Origin of the sequence: Alteromonas australica, from assembly GCF_000730385.1 — a bacterium.
GTDB classification, from domain to species: Bacteria; Pseudomonadota; Gammaproteobacteria; order Enterobacterales; family Alteromonadaceae; genus Alteromonas; species Alteromonas australica.
Genome location: NZ_CP008849.1, coordinates 3,487,738 through 3,506,108, shown reverse-complemented (window position 1 = coordinate 3,506,108; position 18,371 = coordinate 3,487,738). Strand labels below are relative to the sequence as shown.

13 protein-coding genes and 2 riboswitches are annotated in these 18,371 nt (G+C 45.3%); of the genes, 9 read left to right on the top strand and 4 right to left on the bottom strand.

The window, feature by feature from the left end; translation table 11 throughout:
* Window positions 1-7: 7 nt before the first annotated feature.
* From EP13_RS15310 to EP13_RS15295, 4 genes are all read right to left on the bottom strand, one after another.
* Entirely contained in the window at window positions 8-940 is a 933-nt protein-coding gene (locus EP13_RS15310; protein WP_044058042.1) for an AEC family transporter, read from the bottom strand.
* 94 nt (window positions 941-1,034) lie between these two features.
* A complete protein-coding gene (locus EP13_RS15305; RefSeq protein ID WP_044058041.1) occupies window positions 1,035-2,054 on the bottom strand; it encodes a LacI family DNA-binding transcriptional regulator in 1,020 nt (339 codons plus the stop codon).
* 54 nt (window positions 2,055-2,108) lie between these two features.
* Window positions 2,109-3,212: a polysaccharide lyase family 7 protein gene (locus EP13_RS15300; RefSeq protein WP_044058040.1), complete on the bottom strand. Its 1,104-nt coding sequence runs from the start codon at window positions 3,210-3,212 to the stop codon at window positions 2,109-2,111.
* A 103-nt stretch (window positions 3,213-3,315) separates the two neighbouring features.
* Window positions 3,316-6,243, bottom strand: coding sequence for a TonB-dependent receptor (locus EP13_RS15295; RefSeq protein ID WP_044058039.1), 2,928 nt, complete (start codon window positions 6,241-6,243; stop codon window positions 3,316-3,318).
* 615 nt (window positions 6,244-6,858) lie between these two features.
* Here EP13_RS15295 and EP13_RS15290 point away from each other — a divergent pair.
* From EP13_RS15290 to EP13_RS15250, 9 genes are all read left to right on the top strand, one after another.
* Window positions 6,859-7,626 (top strand): SDR family NAD(P)-dependent oxidoreductase, encoded by a 768-nt coding sequence (locus EP13_RS15290; RefSeq protein WP_156026765.1) that lies wholly within the window; start codon window positions 6,859-6,861, stop codon window positions 7,624-7,626.
* Between the two features lie 96 nt (window positions 7,627-7,722).
* Window positions 7,723-8,967 (top strand): Nramp family divalent metal transporter, encoded by a 1,245-nt coding sequence (locus EP13_RS15285; RefSeq protein ID WP_044058037.1) that lies wholly within the window; start codon window positions 7,723-7,725, stop codon window positions 8,965-8,967.
* 10 nt (window positions 8,968-8,977) lie between these two features.
* The gene (locus EP13_RS15280) at window positions 8,978-9,472 is read left to right on the top strand and encodes a gluconokinase (protein ID WP_044058036.1); all 495 of its coding nucleotides are present in this window, start codon (window positions 8,978-8,980) and stop codon (window positions 9,470-9,472) included.
* A 47-nt stretch (window positions 9,473-9,519) separates the two neighbouring features.
* The gene (locus EP13_RS15275; RefSeq protein WP_052364445.1) at window positions 9,520-11,757 is read left to right on the top strand and encodes a polysaccharide lyase 6 family protein; all 2,238 of its coding nucleotides are present in this window, start codon (window positions 9,520-9,522) and stop codon (window positions 11,755-11,757) included.
* A gap of 161 nt (window positions 11,758-11,918) precedes the next feature.
* Window positions 11,919-13,037 (top strand): adenosylhomocysteinase, encoded by a 1,119-nt coding sequence (locus tag EP13_RS15270; protein WP_044058035.1) that lies wholly within the window; start codon window positions 11,919-11,921, stop codon window positions 13,035-13,037.
* Between the two features lie 49 nt (window positions 13,038-13,086).
* Window positions 13,087-13,221, top strand: a riboswitch (cobalamin riboswitch).
* A gap of 151 nt (window positions 13,222-13,372) precedes the next feature.
* The gene (locus EP13_RS15265; RefSeq protein ID WP_044058034.1) at window positions 13,373-14,188 is read left to right on the top strand and encodes an ABC transporter ATP-binding protein; all 816 of its coding nucleotides are present in this window, start codon (window positions 13,373-13,375) and stop codon (window positions 14,186-14,188) included.
* Between the two features lie 20 nt (window positions 14,189-14,208).
* Window positions 14,209-15,228, top strand: a complete 1,020-nt coding sequence (locus EP13_RS15260; RefSeq protein ID WP_156026829.1) for a FecCD family ABC transporter permease — start codon at window positions 14,209-14,211, stop codon at window positions 15,226-15,228.
* Between the two features lie 19 nt (window positions 15,229-15,247).
* A complete protein-coding gene (locus EP13_RS15255; RefSeq protein WP_332309674.1) occupies window positions 15,248-16,099 on the top strand; it encodes a cobalamin-binding protein in 852 nt (283 codons plus the stop codon).
* 31 nt (window positions 16,100-16,130) lie between these two features.
* A riboswitch (cobalamin riboswitch) is annotated at window positions 16,131-16,344 on the top strand.
* A gap of 153 nt (window positions 16,345-16,497) precedes the next feature.
* A complete protein-coding gene (locus EP13_RS15250) occupies window positions 16,498-18,291 on the top strand; it encodes a TonB-dependent receptor domain-containing protein (RefSeq protein ID WP_044058033.1) in 1,794 nt (597 codons plus the stop codon).
* Window positions 18,292-18,371: the final 80 nt, after the last annotated feature.

The window sequence follows — 18,371 nt, the reverse complement described above, 5'->3', positions numbered from 1 at the left end:
ATAAGCTTTAGACTAATTGCCAGGCCGCAAGCAGTCCAAATCCTAGGGCAGTAATAGGCAGTGACGCCAGGGTGCTGACAGCGATGATACTGGCTGCAAGGCGATGGTCGCCTCCTAAATTGCGTACCATGATATAGCTAGCTGCCGCCGTAGGAGAAATAGAGAGTAAAAGAATGATGCCTAAGCTCATTCCTCGAAAACCAAATAAATAGGCACTACCCACCAAAAACGCGGGATAGACAACACATTTACTGACTGTCGCTAGCACAATATTGTACCAGTCGCTGGAAAACGAACGAAATTGCAAGGATGCACCTGTGCAAATAAGGGCAAGTGGCAGGGTGAGCTGAGCAAAGTACTCGCCGGTTCTTAATACGACTTCGGGCAACCCCCATTGGTAATATGAAAACGGTAACGCAGCCACAATGGAAATAATTAATGGGTTTCGTGTTATCCCCTTAATTTGCGCCATTGGTGCACTAAAGCCTACTTGGTAGAAGTTAAGCACGAATACCGATACCACGTTGTATAAAATAGTAACGCAGCCCATGTAAACAGAGGCTGCTGCTAATCCTTCTGAGCCGTAAGTATTGGCACAATAAGCTAACCCGATAATTCCCATGTTTGCTCGAAAACCGCCTTGAACCACTACGCCACGAGCGTTTTGAGGGTTGACAGTAAAGTGCGCGAGCAACATGAGTAGCACGCACATTACGAGGGTGCCGACTACGCCAATAGCAATGAGAGAGAAATTCGCAGCATGGGAAAAGTCAGACTGACTTATCGACAAAAACAATAAGGCCGGCAGGGCGACATTAAAAACCAACTTCGAGCCGGACTCAATAAAGGCTTCGTTTAGCCAGCGAATACGGAAAAAAAACCAACCAAAAAAAAGCAAAATAAGTACAGGAAGTAATGTACTGGTGATAAACGAGAGCATGGGTTAAACAGTCAAAATAAGGATAACATTCACTGTATCAAAATTTATTCTAGAATATTGATATTCCTACAACCTTCTTATTAATTCCCACTTATTAAGGCTTTGGTGGGCAACACGATTCCCGTAATACAAGCTCGCAGGGTACCAACATACGCGTATTAAACGATTTGCCACTGCTAAGCTTGTCCATAAGCATACGTGCGGCTTCACTCCCAATTTCATAGGGCTGCTGTTTCACTACTGTGATAGGCACCCGAAAAAATTCAGCCATCGGTATTTCTTCAAACCCTAGTAGTGACACCGCTTCAGGTATCGCAATGTTGGCTTTTTCTAGCGCCTTTAATACGTCCACGGTGATGGCGATTTGCTGCGTGAAAAATGCGGTAGGGGCAAGGTCTGAACGTAATATATCGACAGGCGAGGTGTCTAAGCCATGGGTTCTATCCCAATGTAGGATTAGATTGTCGTTTACCGGAAGATCATATTTATGGTGGGCGTCCACAAAGCCCTGATATTTTTCTTGGCGAGACTTAACACTTTCAAATTTTTGGGTTACAAAACAGATATTTTTGTGTCCCTGCTTGATTAAGTATTCGGTGGCTTGAAAAGAGGCGCGCTTGTAATCGGCAACCACAATGCCTGTATCGCAATCATCATGTTCTAGCTGAAACTGAACCACAGGAACAGTGTTGTTAGAAATGTCTTCAATAAGCTTTGCATTGTTACCGCATGAAGCAATAATGACACCGTCTACGTTGAGTTGACACAGGGTGGTTAGGGCATTTTTTTCTGTTTGAGGTTCAAAATCAGAATTATAGATGAAGAGATCATAGCCATGACTTTTACAGTAGTCGTCCATGCCACGAATAGCTTGGCTAGTGTAATAGCTAGATATATCCCTAACGATAACCCCTAGGGTGCGGGTCTTGTTTGTTTTTAAGCTGCGTGCAATATTGTTAGGGACATAATTTAATTCCTCTACCGTTTTTTGTAACCGCAAGCGGGTATCTAGCGACATAAAATCAAATCGGCCATTTAAGAACTGCGAAGCAGTGCTTTTTGACACGCCGGCTTTTGTAGCCACATCAATCAGTCTAACTTTATTTTTGTTCATTGGTTCATCTCTTACATCCGGGGCTTTATTGGTAAATTAACTACCCTGACCCTCTTATTCCACCACATGGGCATGACCTAACTGCAAATGTGAAAATGTCACGCTGGTGTAGTTACCATCGGCTTTGTCAGTTTCCCAATCACCGGTACCTGGGCACGCAGGATAACGAAATGTGGGGGCATCTTTTGTACTGCATTGGTTATACGCACCAGCCTTAAAAAACAGCCAATCGTTTTTATAGCCAATCGGATCATCGTGCCCATCAACGCGCCCATTTGCATCAATGTTATCGGCTAAATTAATTTGATGGTTAACGGTGGGGTGGTTGTGGGCGCTGAAGGTTAAATACATCGTATCGCCATACACATTAACAATGTAGCTAAATTCTTCTCCTAAGGCTATACCGTTAACGCCTGGATCGGCGTCGTTTTTCCATCCATTGCCCCATACGCCATAGGCAATATCAATGCGGTTAGGCGCGGCTTCAGGCAGGTTGCGCTCATAGTTCCAAAACACTGACCCAGTTTGATGGCCCGGATACTTCTTGTAGTAAATTTTTAGTGGCTCATTGCCCCATCCAAAGCCTGATGTCTCTGTTTTCATGTCATCTAACTTTGCCGCATGAATTTGGCCTACCACTACAGAATACGCGGGGGGCTTATCGCCGTACTTTGCATTCGTTGAAACATGGTTAACTTTCAATGTTGCGGTTAAGCGTCCGCCTAACGCGGCGAAATCTTCTGAATTTGGATGAGAGGCCAGAGCAAAATAATTGCGAGGGTCGTCAAGACTGGGCACCTCGCCACTTTCGCCTACATAGACTTGCCGTAATTCGCTACGTGTATTGGTGGATGTTGGCGAGGTAAAGGCTTTGTTGGCTGCCGCAAATACCATGTTATTTTCATCGTCTAAATAAAAAAACTCATTCAACTGATAGTGCGACAAGGCTTCATTGTCTACTCTATCTGCCTTACCGTCTTTATCTAAATCTACCGGTAAGAGAATATTCCAAGACGATAAATCAAACACTTCACCCGGTGCGGTTTTTGATGATGCATCGCGCTTAGGGCTTGAGGAAGGCGCGCTGTTTTCGCTACATCCTGTTGTCAAGGCAGCTGCCATGGCGGCAATTAGCCACAGTGAATCTCTGCTACGCATAAGAAGCTCCAGTTAAAAATAATTAAGAAGTAGAAGGGATATGAAAACTAAGGTTAAAACGCCGCAGCATGCTGCGGCGATAAAGCGAGACACGTGCGAAAGTTTACCAGCGCGCTCTTACACCAAAAGTAAAGCGTCTGTCAGATTCACTATACTGCCAAATGCTATCTAGCTCCGTCACCTGGGTAATGGGTTCACCGGTAAGATTAACGGCATTCGCAACCAAGGTAATATTGTCATTAACATCGTAGCTGGCTGAAAAATCAAACTGGCCCCGTGCATCACGGTAGTTATTTCCTAATGTTGGGTCGAAATAGGCCTCATCTGGATTCGTTCGGTTGTAGATACCTGTGGCCAGTGCGCCCACGGGACGAACACGTTTTTCATCCTGCGTGTCTAGGTATTTATCGCGCCAGTTGTAGGCTAAACGAATCTGGAAGCCGGCATTCTCCCAATATATTTGGCCGTTAAAGGTGTGATTAGATATATCTAATAGCGGGTTGCCATCTGGTTGCTCGCTGTCCGCGTAGGTATAGTTTGTGCTGACTCCAAGGCCAGACCACATACCCGGTAAAAAGCTAAACTGTTGTTGATAGGCAAGCTCAATACCAGCAACTTCACCACTGCCACCGTTAATGTCAGTATCAATAACAATACCGGTTAGTCCAGCATCACGTTGCGCCTCTACATAAGCTAAGTCTTGATCGCCCGTCACATAATTCACATCCGACTGACTTACACCTGCAGTATCCAGTAAACACACGTTCACGTATTCGGTCACATTTTGACCTTCAACGGTGTTGGGGTCTGCGACACATGAGCTGCTCGCGACAGTAAATGACTCAACATCTTTGTAGAATAAGGCGGCAGATACCATGCCACCGTCACCGAAATAATGTTCGGCGGAAATGTCATATTGCGTAATACGATAGGGGTCTAGCTGATAGGAACCTTGTGTACCGGTAACCAACGAGTTATCAACACTTAAAGCTGGGCTTAACTCACCAAATTCAGGTCGACGCATTACCTTCGCGGCGGCAAAGCGCAATATTGTGTCGTTGGTTACGGTATAGGTGGCGTTTATGCTAGGTAAAAAGTCAGAATAGTCGTAGTTGCCGCTTTGATCGTAAGTATCGGAGGTGAGATCTGTTTTGACGTAGCGGGCGCCTACAACGGCAGTCAATTGGTCAAAATCGAGATGAAACTGTGCATATAGTGCTTGGGTTTCCTCGTTAATCTTGGCGTACGAACCTGTATTACGAACCATGTTATCGTCTAACGAACCGGTAAGCTCATGGCTACTGCCCGCAAGCATTTGTTTTACGCGATCATAGGTTCCATCAATGTTGTAGGCCAACTCGGCACCGTCGTAGACATAATAATGCGTAAGGGCATTGCTACCAGAGATACCCGACTGTTCGAATGAATTATCGTGATTAATTTCTTTAAATCCGCCATAGGCTTCAGCAAACTCATCCACCCACGTTGGGCGAATAACCCCGTCGTATGAGACACTGGTTTGAAGGTTTTTAAGTTCGCTGCCGTTATTACGCAAATCATAACGGTCAAGTTCGTAATCTCTGTCCGTCGTGCGCACACCGGCTTTCATTTTTGAAAGGAAGTCCCAGCCTGCGATGGGTTCTATGTATTCAATATCAAAACGAATTGCTGTTTCTTCGTTATCTTCATAATACCTTTGATGGGTAAACTGACGAATTGCAAGGTTGTTGGGATCTAACAGGGCATCAGGATCGGAAAAAGTAATGCCGGGTACCTGATCGCCATCTTGGTTCATCGTTATCGTGAATAGGTGTTCAGTGATAGTGCCGTCTTCTTCGTACTGCTCACGGGAAATGGGGCGTAAGTTAAACTCAGAATTTGTACGCAAGCTTTCGGCTTTGGTGTAAGCCACTTCACCAGACAATTTGATTTTGTCGGTGATAAACCATTCACCACCCAACGCGTTCGACATAGATTCATTGGTAGTGAAGTCGGCCCAGGTTTTAGGTTGAACAAATACGCTACCAGAGCCAAAGTTATGCAGTTGTCCTTGTGCATCACCGTAGGCATTATCTAGCACAAGGTCGCTATAATCTTTGCTGTCATTTAATACAGAGTAGGCTTCTTGACCACCGTCAAGATCAGTGGCATTAATATCCAAATATACGAAGGCGTCGGTGTCTTTTGGTGCCCATTGTAGCGATAACCCGAAAGCGGTACGCTCTCGCTGCTCTGTTTTTTGTTCCACAGTATTTTGACTGCGTACTAAGTAGTTACCGCTTGGCGTATTTGCCGCATCGCTATTGCCATCACCGTCCAAATCTAATTCCGTCGGTGTAACTAAGTTGAAAAACTCGTCACGGCGAAGGGTGCGATCTTGATAGGACATAACCACAGATGCACCAAAGGTACCTGCGTCACCTAAATCCCAATTAGTGCCCGCTGCACCGGTAAACATGGGGGCCCAGTTTTCGGCTTTGTCAGCGTACTCGCCGTCAAGAGTAATGGCCACTAGAGGCTCAGACAGTTCTAAAGGCCTAACCGTGGTCATATTGATAGTGCCGCCCAGTGCGCCTTCAATCATTTCTGGTGTTGGAGATTTTACCACTTCAACGGTTTTTAAGAAGCTGGAAGGGAAATCGTCTAAACTAATCCCGCCACGGCCACTACCAGAGGTAGAACGACCATTCAGCTCTACGCGGTTTTGTGAGATACCGCGAATGGTTACCGATTCACCCACGCCAAAATCTCTACTGATCGACACCCCTGTAATTCTTTGCAATGCTTCAGCAATGTTGTTATCCGGAAGCTTACCTATATCTTCTGCCACAATGGCATCGACAATACGTGAGTCGAAGCGCTTGAGTCTCGCAGACTCAGCAATACTGCTGGCGATGCCCCTCACTTCAATGACTTCAACTGCATCAGATGCCTCCGATTCTGGTGTCTCCTGAGCCAAAGAGGGAAAGGCTGCTCCCATCGTACTGGCAGATAAAATGGCTAGGGTAAGTTTGGATAATCTATTATTCATTTCGCTTCTCCAAAAGCTGGTCAGCTAAATACCTCACAAACGCCGAATTAAAAATTTCATGTGAAGCTTATGCTTGTAATTATTTCCGGGATAAACCGGTTTAGTATCGTTTTCAAAAAAATCCTGCGGCACAGGAAATTAACAATAAACTTACATTTAATGGGTTTGTCGTCAACCAAAAAGTAGACAAAAGTTGCATTAAATTTACCCTATTTAACACGGAGTTTGATTAAGCTATTGAATTAATTTGTTTTTTATTTTCGGGAAGGTTTACTGATACGGGAGTAGGTTGGAATAGTGGTTGGCTCTCTAGAGAATATCAATGAAGAATAAAAATCGTTTTTATTATTTATGGTATAAGTCATTGATAATTTTGGTGTATTTTATATTTATCTTGATTTGCTATTATTAACCTAATGTAAACTAAAGTTGTAAATTTGGTTATTTTACCGTTGACATGGTGCATTGCTATGTTAATTTAAAACGCAAGCTAAAACGGTTTAGCTATGGTTTGGCGGTAACGCTTTTTTCAGCTTTTATAGCCATAAAGGTAATTTTAGCTGCCGCTAATATGGAAACGAATTTACGCTATTGTTAATGAATGTGGGGGGCGGTGTGAATACATTATCTGGGAAAAGGGTTCTAGTGACGGGCGGCGCCAGCGGTATTGGCGGCGCAATCTCGTCGGAGCTTGCAGCTCAAGGCGCAACAGTGATTGTGCATTACTTTCGCTCGAAAGACGCGGTGAAAGAACTGCAAGATGAGGTGCGCGCTTCAGGCGTGGGCGAAATTATTCCGCTTCAGGCTGATTTAACCCAAGAAAGCACAGTTGCGAAGTTTGCTGAAGATGTGGAAAGCCTAACCTCTACGTTAGATATTCTTATTAACAATACCGGCGACCTCGTAGAGCGCCATACCCTTGATGATATCGATAATGCCTTTTGGGAACGTGTGATGGCAGTGAATGTGACCTCTATGATGATGGTCACTCGCGCTATGTTGCCCTTGTTGAAGCAGGGTGATGAAGGGGCATCCATTGTGAACTTGTCCTCGCTAGCGGGGCGAAAAGGCGGGCATGGTGGTTCTTTAGCTTATTCAACCAGTAAGGGCGCGGTACTCACGTTCACTCGCTCACTGGCCGCGGAATTAGCGTCCATGGGGATTCGCGTCAATGCCGTTACTCCAGGTTTAATATTAGGGACGCGATTTCATGCGACGCATACCACCGATGAATCGGCTAACAAAACCATTGGTGAGATCCCGCTTAAACGGGCGGGTAATCCAATGGATGTGGCTCGTGCTGTGGCATTTCTCGCTTCTGAATATAACGGCTTTATCACTGGTGCTACCTTGGATATCAACGGTGGCGTATACATGGCGTAGTGGTGGTAAGGGCACTTGGCTCTTTATTCACAATGCCTACACCGTAAACACTTACAGCTAAAAAAACAATTACGGTAAGTTGTCAGAGGTAGCAATATGTTAGCAATGTTTAAAAAACTCATGGCATTTGGCCCTGCCTTCTTTGCCATTGGGTACACCATAGGCACAGGTAGTGTCACATCAATGATTGTGGCGGGCAGTACTTACGGAATGTCACTGCTCTGGGTACTCTTTTTGAGCTGCTTATTTTCAGGGGCACTCATTTATGCGTACGGTAATTACGCTATTGTGACTGGGGAAACCGCCCTTTACGCGTTCAGAAAGCATCTGAAATTCGGAAAACCAATCGCCATTCTTATCATAGTTGGAGTGACCTTTGGGCAGTGGAATTCACTGATGGGGATACTAGGTATTTCATCCAATATCATTTTTGAAATGCTAGCTTTGTATTCCCCTTCACTCAATCAATACAAATATGAGTTGGTTTTAGCCATTGCTGTCAGTGTTATTAGCATTATGTACGCCATAATGCTAATAGGTAAGTACTCGCTATTTGAAAAAATTCTTGTGATGTTTGTATCCTGTATGGGAATTTCATTCGTATTTTCGCTGCTTGTCGTCCATCCCATGCCAGCAGAAGTTGCCGCAGGCTTTGTTCCCTCAATACCTAATATAGAGGGCGGAAAAATGATGGTTGCTGCCTTTGTGGGCACCACCATGGCAGCCGCTACTTTCCTGTCTCGGCCTTTATTTATTCAAGGTAAAGGCTGGGGCATGGAAAACCAAAAACAGCAGAAAAAAGATGCCATTGTGGCAGCGTGTTTGGTGTTCGTAATTAGTGCTTCTGTGATGGCGGTAGCCCATGGTGCGCTGTTTCATGAAGGGAAAAAAATTACCCACGTGTTAGACATGGTCAATGCACTTGAGCCTATTGCAGGTAAAACGGCATTAACGGTTTTCTTTTTCGGTACCTTGGCTGCCGGCTTGTCTTCTGTTTTTCCCTGTTTGTTAATAGCGCCACTGCTTATTGCCGATTATCGCTCCGGTAAGTTAGATACAAAATCTAGTCAGTTTAAAGCGATTACGGGCGTTGCTTGTATTGTGGCGCTTATCATTCCAGTGTTTGGCTTTAACCCCATTAAAGGGCAAATTTTATCCCAGGTATTCAACGTGTTTGTTTTACCTTTGGTGATTATTGGCATATTGGTGGTGATGAATAACCCAGCACGAATGAAGTCCCATACGCCGGGGAAACTGTTAAATCTACTTCTTGGTTTATCTTTAATCTTCGCATTAGTGATTTCTGCCAACGGCGTTATCGCTATTATTGAACAACTCTAAGGAGGGCAACATGATTGTTGTTGTCGCCGGCGTGTCAGGCACAGGAAAATCAACGATAGGTGAAGCTTTAAGCACGGCGCTTGCGATCCCTTTTTTTGATGCTGACGATTATCATCCGCAAAAAAATATCGACAAAATGCAACGGGGTGACGCTCTCAACGACGACGACCGTTGGCCATGGTTAGCACGTTTAGCCGAGTTGCTGTCAAACCAAGAAAAGCAGGATGGGGCAGTATTGGCATGCTCCGCGTTAAAAGAACGTTACCGTGAACGCCTTAGTGGCACACTGTCCACCCCCGTCACATGGATTGTACTGACGGGCAGTGCCGCGCTTCTTTCGTCACGGCTATCCAACAGAAAAGGGCATTTTTTTGATGCTCGTTTACTTGAAAATCAATTGGCTACCTTAGAGATGCCTGCATATGGCCTGCACATTGATGTGGACGCGCCGATCGACGCCGTGGTTTCTCAAGCCGTTTCCTATATTCAACAGGTGAATCACTAGCGTGTGAGTGTCTCAACTTTAGTGTGCGTAAAAGAAGGAAGTAACCTATGACGTTAATAAGAACAGTACTAATAAAGGGCATAAGTACGCTGGTACTTTTGCTCATCCATGCCACGGTTTTCGCGCAGCAGGTGGCCAATATTGACGAGTTCAATCGTGCGGTAGCCCACGCTAAACCAGGTGATACGATTGTGTTAGCCAACGGCGAATGGAAAGATGTTGAACTTATTTTTAAAGGTAAGGGTACAGAAGACAAGCCTATTACGTTAACGGCGCAAACCCCGGGAGAAGTCGTCATTACTGGACGTTCTAATTTAAGTTTGTCGGGGGAATATTTAGTGGTAGATGGCTTAGTGTTTACCCGTGGTTACACGCCTACTGGGGAGGTTATTGCTTTTCGTACATCGCCAACAGCGTTAGCCAGTTATTCTCGGCTAACTAACGTGGTCATTGATAACTTTAGCCATCCTGAGCGTCAGCTTTCAGATTTGTGGTTGGCAATTTATGGCAAACACAATCGCATTGATCACAACACGTTCGTCAATAAGCGTAATCGGGGGGTAACCGTGGCGGTGCGAATGAATAGCGAAGGCAGTAGGAAAAACAACCATGTGATTGAATATAACTACTTCGGCCCTAGGCAAGTTTTAGGGGCAAATGGCGGCGAAACCCTTCGCATAGGCACCAGCCACTTCTCTCGTGAATACGCCAATACTCTGGTGCAGTACAATTATTTTGATAGAACCAATGGCGAGCATGAAATTATTTCTAACAAGTCTAGTGGCAATACGTTTATAGGGAATGTGTTTTTTGAAGCTCAAGGCACACTGACTATGCGCCACGGCCACTACACAAGAGTAGAAAACAACTACTTCTTGGGCAACCGCAAGCCAAATACTGGCGGCATTCGCATCATTAACGAACACCAAACTGTAAGCAATAACTACCTTTATGGCCTAACAGGTCGTCGCTTTAGAGGCGCCTTGGTCATTATGAATGGTGTGCCGAACTCGCCACCTAACCGTTACGACCCGGTTATCGAATCACAGATGGATAACAATGTGGTGATTGACAGTGATTATATTCAACTTGGTGCTGGGGCCGATGAAGAACGCTCTGCGCCTCCTTCTCGTTCGCAAATGCACAACAACATTATTCTAGGAAAGCAAAACTTGAACCCTATTACGGTGTTTGACGATGTGTCTGGTATTAGTTTTAAGGGGAATGTTTTAAATGAAAAAGCGAGTAACCCTATTGAATCAGGTTTTACCACCGTGCCTTATGAAGTGACTCAAAATGAACAAGGCTTGTGGGTGCCAGCACAATCTTTGCTTGATGAAATTGGCTTTGGAGAGGTTAAACTACCGGTAGAAAAGCAAGACACAGGCGCGCCCTATTATGAAAAGAGAGAAAGTCAGGTCGCATTTGACAGTGGCAGAGAAATTCACGTAGCACCGGGTATTGATACTCTTGTTAAGGCGCTAGACAAAAGTGCGGCTGGCGATGTATTGGTTTTAGATAACGGTGGCGAATACCTATTAACGCGTTTTGCTCATATTACTCACCCAATTACCCTGAAAGCGAAGTCAGGAGAAAAGCCATTAGTGCGTTCAGAAAAACCTAGCTTTATAGTGATTGAAAACGGCGGTGCATTAAAAATACAAAACCTATGGTTTGATGGTGCGGCGTCGCCGGACTACAAAGGTAACAGTATTATTCGTACTAGCCGCTATTCGATGAATATTAACTATTCATTATCAGTTGAAGACGTAAAAGTGACTGATTTAGACATTAATGGTTATTTTTACTTCTTTAAAGCTCACCCAGGTACATTCGCAGATTCCATCAGCATTTTGAATTCGCAAATGGACAATATTACCGGTGCAATATTGTCTTTGAATAAAGAAACCGACGACCTTGGGGTTTACAGCGTAGAGAATCTGACGCTAAAAGGAAATGAGTTTTCCAACATCAAAGAAGAAGTGGTCACAGTGTATCGTGGTGGGTTTGACGAAAGTACCTTTGGCCCTATGGTCACCGTAGAGGACAATTATCTATTCAATGTTGGTAAAGGGAAAACCCACAGAACAGGAGCATCTATGTATTTTCATGGTGTTCAGAATTTGCATATTAGTGAAACCGTTATTGAGGATAGTGCACCTATTTCTTTATATCTCACGAATGGAGAACCGCTCACCCTCATTGAAAATGTCACGATGAGAAATACGCCAGAGATTCAATCTAATCATGCTGGCTACACCACGAAACACGTAGTGTACCAATAAAGAATGCATGCCCGGGCGAATTGCTCTAGCCCGGGCATGCTGCATAACGTAAATGATGACCAACCAATTCCTCGCCGATGAATGAAACTCATGGGGCTATTGTGGTTTGTAAGACAGGTAACGTATTATGCAGACTCTTCTTTTTTCGAGTAGCACAGTTTATGTATCAAGATTTTCAAGCCGAGCTTGCATGGGCAAGCTTGCATATGCCACGTACCCGCACTGCGGTGTCTTCTCTACCTGATCTGAAAGGCGTAAAACTCGCCTGTAACATGCATTTAGATTTAAAAATGGCTCCCTTAGTTGAAGGCTTGCTGTCACGGGGCTGTGAGGTTTTTCTGACGACATGTAACCCCACCACGGTGCAAGATGACGTGGTTGCTCACCTTGTTGATAAAGGCGCGGTGGCACATGCATGGCGCAATATGACCAACGCACAGTGGTCGGAGTCTTTTGACAAAGCGTTAGCGTGGCAACCCACACACTTGTGTGAAATGGGCGCAGATTTAACCACCCGCCTACATGAAAACGTGAGTGAAGGTAAGCCAGTTCCCGCTATTGTTGCTGGCTTAGAAGCTACCGGCTCTGGAATTAACCGCTTAAATGGAATGGCGCCCAATTACCCTATTTTCAATTGGGATGATTTACCGGTTAAAGAGGGCCTGCACAATAGACATATGGTGGGACTAAGTGCATGGCAAACGTTCTTCCAAACCACTCACCTAACGTTACATGAAAAAGTGGTAGTGGTTATTGGGTATGGGTTAGTGGGGCAAGGCGTAGCAGCATCTGCCAAGGCATTTGGTGCTCAGGTACAAGTGGCTGAACTCGACCCTGCTCGTGGGCTACAAGCAAAATATGACGGCTGGCCTGTCGTCGACTTAGCAGAAGCCGTGAAAAACGCAGATGTTATCGCCACTGCAACAGGCGCATACGGTGTAGTAAATGCTTGTCATTTAGACACCATGAAAGACGGTACTTTTATTTTAAACGTGGGTCACGTAGCACAAGAAATCGACGTGCCTTATTTAAAAGACAATGCCAGTCATAGCCTACCTATGCCTTATGTGAATGCCTATAACTTGAATGGTAAAACGCTTTTCTTATTGGCTGATGGCTCCATGTTTAATTTAACCGCCGGATACGGTGACAGTTTAAACGCCTTTGACGTTACCCTTGCGGTAATGGCTGCAGGGATCGGTCATATTGTCGGGGAAGGGGCTAACAGCGCGAATGGCCTGTACTTACTTCCCGAATCAGCGTGGAAAGCCGCACTATAGTTGTATTTAAACAAACGTAGCCTTACACATCTCGTGTCTGCTATATTCGTGCCCATAGAGTGCAGAAGGTTTATTGCGAACACATCGCTATTGGGAATTTGGTGAAAGTCCAAAACTGTACCCGCAACTGTAAGATAGCCCGGTGCTATTCAAGTCAGATACCAGCCTTCTACACCATATTGTTAACGCGTGCGGGAATACACGATAGCAAGCCTGCTTACCCCTTGAATGTTAGCCAAGTCTAAATTCAGCGCATGGTGCTGATACATAGGATTTGAGTCTCACGATTTAACGTTAGTTGCTTGCCCATTCTCGCCACCCAAACAGGTGGAATATTGTCTATCAACAGCGCCCTTTGTATTCATCAAGTATCACTGTCTATCGGTGATAAAGCTATTTTAAAAAACATCAATTTCGGCGTTGAGCGCGGAGAGGTTTTAGGTGTGCTTGGGCCCAATGGTGCCGGCAAAACCAGCCTGCTTAAGGTGATAGCTGGGCAAAAACGCCATCAAGGTGTTGTGAATTGGTGTGGGCACGGGGTTGCTGATTACAGTATTCAAGCACTTGCGCGTGAAATTGCAGTGGTAAACCAACTCAACGATGTGGTGTTTTCTGTCACCCTTAAGCAGGTGGTTAGAATGGGATTACTCCCCCATAAAACGTTATTGTCACGTGAAACCGCAACAGATTCGCAACGTGTAGAAGACGCCATTCAAGCAGTTGGCCTTGAAGGAAAGCTACACCAGGAATACAGCAGTCTTTCGGGTGGCGAACAGCAACGGGGGCTGATTGCTCGCGCGTTGGTGCAAGGCTCGCCTCTGCTTATTTTAGATGAGCCAGTTAACCACCTGGATGTCTACTATCAACATCAAGTTTTGCAACTGCTTCACGACTTAGCTAGACAACTTGGGGTGACCGTTGTCATGAGCTTACATGATATGAATTTGGCCTCACAGTATTGTGATAAAATAGCACTTTTAAATTCGGGAGATTTGATCGCCTATGGCGAGCCAGAGCCCGTATTAAACGCTGATTTGTTAACCCGCGTATTTAGCATTCCATGTGAAGTAAAAACGCAAAATGGCAAACCCCATGTTTCATTTACGCCCAGTCGCAAAACTGTACTAGATTTAAGCAGGTGGGGAAAATGATGGGGCGAGCGCCACTAAGTATCACCCTAAAGTGGTGGTTATTGTCTATCGCCGCTATCGGTGCCTGTGGCATCTCCCTGTTTTTTGGTGCGGCTGAACTGTCGCCAAATCAGATTACGCAATGCCTTTTAGGGCAGTGTGATAACCCGACAGAATCCCTCATTTTTTGGCAAATTCGTGTGCCTCGCATTGCCGTTGGTTTTTTGGTGGGGATAGGCTTAGCGGTGGCCGGTGCAACCTTGCAAAATGTGACGCGCAATAGCCTTACCGACCCTTATTTGTTTGGTGTGGTTGCAGGCGCAGGGCTAGGAGCCAGTATTGCCACGCTTTTGTTTAGCGAAAGTGTGGCGGCTCAGCTTGGCTTAATTGGTGTAGACGCTGACACGGCCTTCTCAATTACGCTGCCTGGTGCCGCGTTCTTGGGGGCATTGTTTGCCGTGGCGTTAGTACAAGTATTGGTATCCAGTGCCCTTGGCAGGCGAACCGAACACTTGTTACTCGCAGGCGTGGCTGTTTCTTTTATGTTGGGGGCGTTCTCCCATTTTATTTTATTTATTGCTGAACCCTTCGCGGCCAACAAAGTGGTGTTTTGGTTAATGGGAAGCTTAGCGCGTGCCGAGGTATGGTATGCGTGGATAATGTTACCCATTGTTGCGTTAAGTGTTGCGGTATTGCTGCTTTTCGGTCGTCATTTAGATGCTTTATTACTTGGTGATGAAAGCGCCAAGTCGTTGGGGGTTAATGTCACCGTTATCCGCATGTTGTGCCTTGCTATTTGTGCGGCGCTCACGGCATGTATTGTGTCTTACTGTGGGGGCATTGGTTTCGTTGGGCTTATGATCCCTCATATTATACGGAATTGGCTCGGGGTAACTAGCCGCACACTTATTATGGGATGCGTGCTGTTAGGTGGCACCTTTATGGTAAGTGTAGATATTCTCGCCAGAACCTTATTGTCAGGCCAAGAAATACCCATAGGCATTATCACCTCGGCCATCGGCAGTATTTTCTTTTTCTTGGCAATACGTCAGCGTGCATAACAATAAAAGGGCAACATTGGTGAAGTTATTTTATCTATCGTTTATTTTCGTCATGGCTAGCGTTGGGGTTAGCGCCGATGAGGGGGAAAAAGCCCCCTTGCGCATTGTGGCACTCGCCCCTCACGTGGTTGAATCTTTATTTGCCATTGGTGCTGGTAATAGCATTATTGCAACGTCGGAGCATTCAGATTATCCAGAGGCGGCCAAGCAGATACCGCGCGTGGGCAACTATGCCCGGCTGCAAATCGAACGCATTGTACAGCTATCGCCAGACATCATTATTGCGTGGCGTACAGGCAATCCGCAAGATGATTTGGCGCGCCTTAAGAAATACGGTTTAACGGTGGTGTATTCAAACCCCACCACACTGGAAAGCGTTGCAGATGAACTCATTATGTTGGGTAAGCTAGTCAACAAACAGGAAACCGCGCAACGCTTGGCGAATCAATATCTTCAGCGGTTAAATACATTGAAACTCGAATATGCCTCAGCGCCTCCGGTTACTGGCTTTTACGAACTATGGGCTCGCCCCCTTAGAACGGTTGCCAATAAAGCATGGCTTCAACAACAACTCGAAGTATGTGGCGTAAACAACCCGTTTTCACACTTGCATGAAGATTATCCTTTAGTCAGTTTAGAGCAAGTTTTGGCGATTAACCCTCAAATTGTCATTCAACCTACTCCCCATAGCGCAAAAAACGCAGACGCATTAGATTGGTCTGTTTACCCCCATATCTTGGCTTCAAAAAATGATTTGATTTTTCACCCCAACGCCGACAAAACCCATCGTATGACAGTAAGAATGCTAGAGGAAGTTGAGCGACTATGCGCGTTTGTAGACCAGGCTCGGCAAAGGTATAACACAAAGTAATTGATTGACAATAACCGGCGGCGTGGATATCTTTCACGCCACTGTCACAGGTGCCTAACGACACATCATGCAAAAGTGTCTGGTTAGGTTAAACGGGAAATGTGGTTCCCATCAAACAATCTTCATGAATATTAGTGTGCTTGTACGTCATGATGGCTTACGTTTGTTGTTATTCCACTGCTGCCCCCGCAACGGTAATACGCCAAGCGCGTTAGCCCGACACCGGCCTGAAATATTATTCACAGATGACAGCTATTACGAATGAAGCGGAGGGCTTCATTGGAATGTCGACTTAGAGCATCGGATTGCACGGCGTTGCACGTGTAGTGAGTTAACTAACTTCATTCTCTTTCCCCTCCTTCAATCGTCTGTTTTTTTAAGATTGAGGAAATACACAAGTGAAAAGACTTACATTAGCGCTCGCGGTAGCGGCGGCTACATCATCGATGGTTAGCGCTGACGATGGCGTAGAAACAATCACAGTTACCGCGTCACGTGGGGCCAACGTTCAACTACCTACCTTGGCCACCCATGTTGTCATCGAGCGTTCAGACATTGAACTTGCTCAAGTGGAATCGGTACCCGAGCTACTTTCTCGTTATGCAGGCATTGATGTCGCCACAAATGGTGGCCGCAGACAAGTGGCGTCGGTATTTACCCGAGGTGCAAGTTCAGATCAAACACTGGTATTAGTAAATGGCTTACGGGTTAATACAGCAAGCAGTGGTGGCGCAACATGGAATACCATGTCGCCTGAGCTAATCGAGCGTATTGAAATTGTTAAAGGCCCACGCGCTGCGGTATGGGGATCAGATGCCATTGGTGGTGTTATTAATATCATTACGCGAGAACAAGCGCCGGGTAGCGTAACTTTAAATGCCAAATATGGGACCAATAACACACAGTCATATTATCTTGGCACCGGTGTTTCTCACGGCAATGGTGCCACTACGTTTGCGATAAACAAAGAGCGCAGCGACGGACTTGATGTACTTAAAACTTCAGAGCCTGATGATGATGGCTACGAGAATATAAGCTTTACCGTTAATGGTAATCAAACTGTCACCAACGCGTTGTCAGTGAACTGGTTGTTTAAGTCATCAAAACAAGATGTAGACTTCGATTCCACATACCTTAATACCAGTGAAAACGAAAATCGTGAATGGCAATTAGCTGGCAATTACCAGTGGACAGCGTCTGATATTCAAAACACCGCCACGCTGTCTGTAGGGGCAATCAAAGATAAAAACCTCAGTTTTGGTAACGATCGTGCAAAACAAGACGGCGATCTATTCGAAACGCAAAGCGATCAGCTCTCTGCCACCAATACCTCAATTTTCAATGAATCATTCACCCTTGTACTTGGCACCGACCAGTACAAAGAGGAAATGGTGTCGTCTACTGCATTTACGCAATCAGAGCGTCGTGTTGAAGGGTATTTTGGTCATGGTTTATTCTCGCAAAATGGTGTTACTGCCGAGGTGGCGGTAAGGTACGACGACGTTGAAAATATCGACAGTGAAACCACCTATAATCTAGGTGTGGGTTACCAAATCACTGATGAAATTCAGCTGTCAGTGGCTAAAGGTACTGGCTTTAAAGCACCTACGTTTAATGACTTGTACTATCCCTATGGCGGTAATCCAGATTTATTGTCTGAAACCTCTGACACTGAAGAAGTGAATGTCACTTATGTGAAAAACGCCTTTGACTTAACGGTGAGCTACTACAATACAGATATTGAAAACCTGATTGAGTGGGCACCTGATGCCGATAATGTATGGCAACCCAGAAACTTATCGCAAGCGGATATCAGTGGTATTGATATTACAGCGAACTATTCTGGTTTGGGTGGAAACCACACGTTTAATTATGGCTACTTAGATGCCGTAGATGGCGCCACGGGTTCGCGTTTAGTGAGACGCGCTAAGAACCAGTTTAGCTATCAATTTACCGCAAGCTTTGATACTACCGACCTAATGCTGAATTATGAATACAAAGGGGATCGAATGGACTCGGGTGTGGAATTAGACAGCTACCAACTAGTTGATGTAAGCGTCAATCACCGCTTCACTGAAGCTATTTCCGTTAAATTGAAGTTACATAATGTGTTTGACGAAGAGTACGAAACGGTTCTTAACTATCAAACACTAGGCCGAGCCGTATACTTGAGCATAAACTATCAAATGTAGGCGGCACAGCCACTAAAAAAGGGTAAGCGATTTTAACGCTTACCCTTTTTTGTTTGTGCACCGCTAAAAACTTAATGAGA

Excerpts from the sequence above, each read along its gene's own strand:
- EP13_RS15310 (WP_044058042.1), bottom strand. The coding sequence starts at position 940 with ATGCTCTCGTTTATCACCAGTACATTACTTCCTGTACTTATTTTGCTT.
- EP13_RS15305 (WP_044058041.1), bottom strand. The coding sequence starts at position 2,054 with ATGAACAAAAATAAAGTTAGACTGATTGATGTGGCTACAAAAGCCGGC.
- EP13_RS15300 (WP_044058040.1), bottom strand. The coding sequence starts at position 3,212 with ATGCGTAGCAGAGATTCACTGTGGCTAATTGCCGCCATGGCAGCTGCC.
- EP13_RS15295 (WP_044058039.1), bottom strand. The coding sequence starts at position 6,243 with ATGAATAATAGATTATCCAAACTTACCCTAGCCATTTTATCTGCCAGT.
- EP13_RS15285 (WP_044058037.1), top strand. The coding sequence starts at position 7,723 with ATGTTAGCAATGTTTAAAAAACTCATGGCATTTGGCCCTGCCTTCTTT.
- EP13_RS15280 (WP_044058036.1), top strand. The coding sequence starts at position 8,978 with ATGATTGTTGTTGTCGCCGGCGTGTCAGGCACAGGAAAATCAACGATA.
- EP13_RS15275 (WP_052364445.1), top strand. The coding sequence starts at position 9,520 with ATGACGTTAATAAGAACAGTACTAATAAAGGGCATAAGTACGCTGGTA.
- EP13_RS15270 (WP_044058035.1), top strand. The coding sequence starts at position 11,919 with ATGTATCAAGATTTTCAAGCCGAGCTTGCATGGGCAAGCTTGCATATG.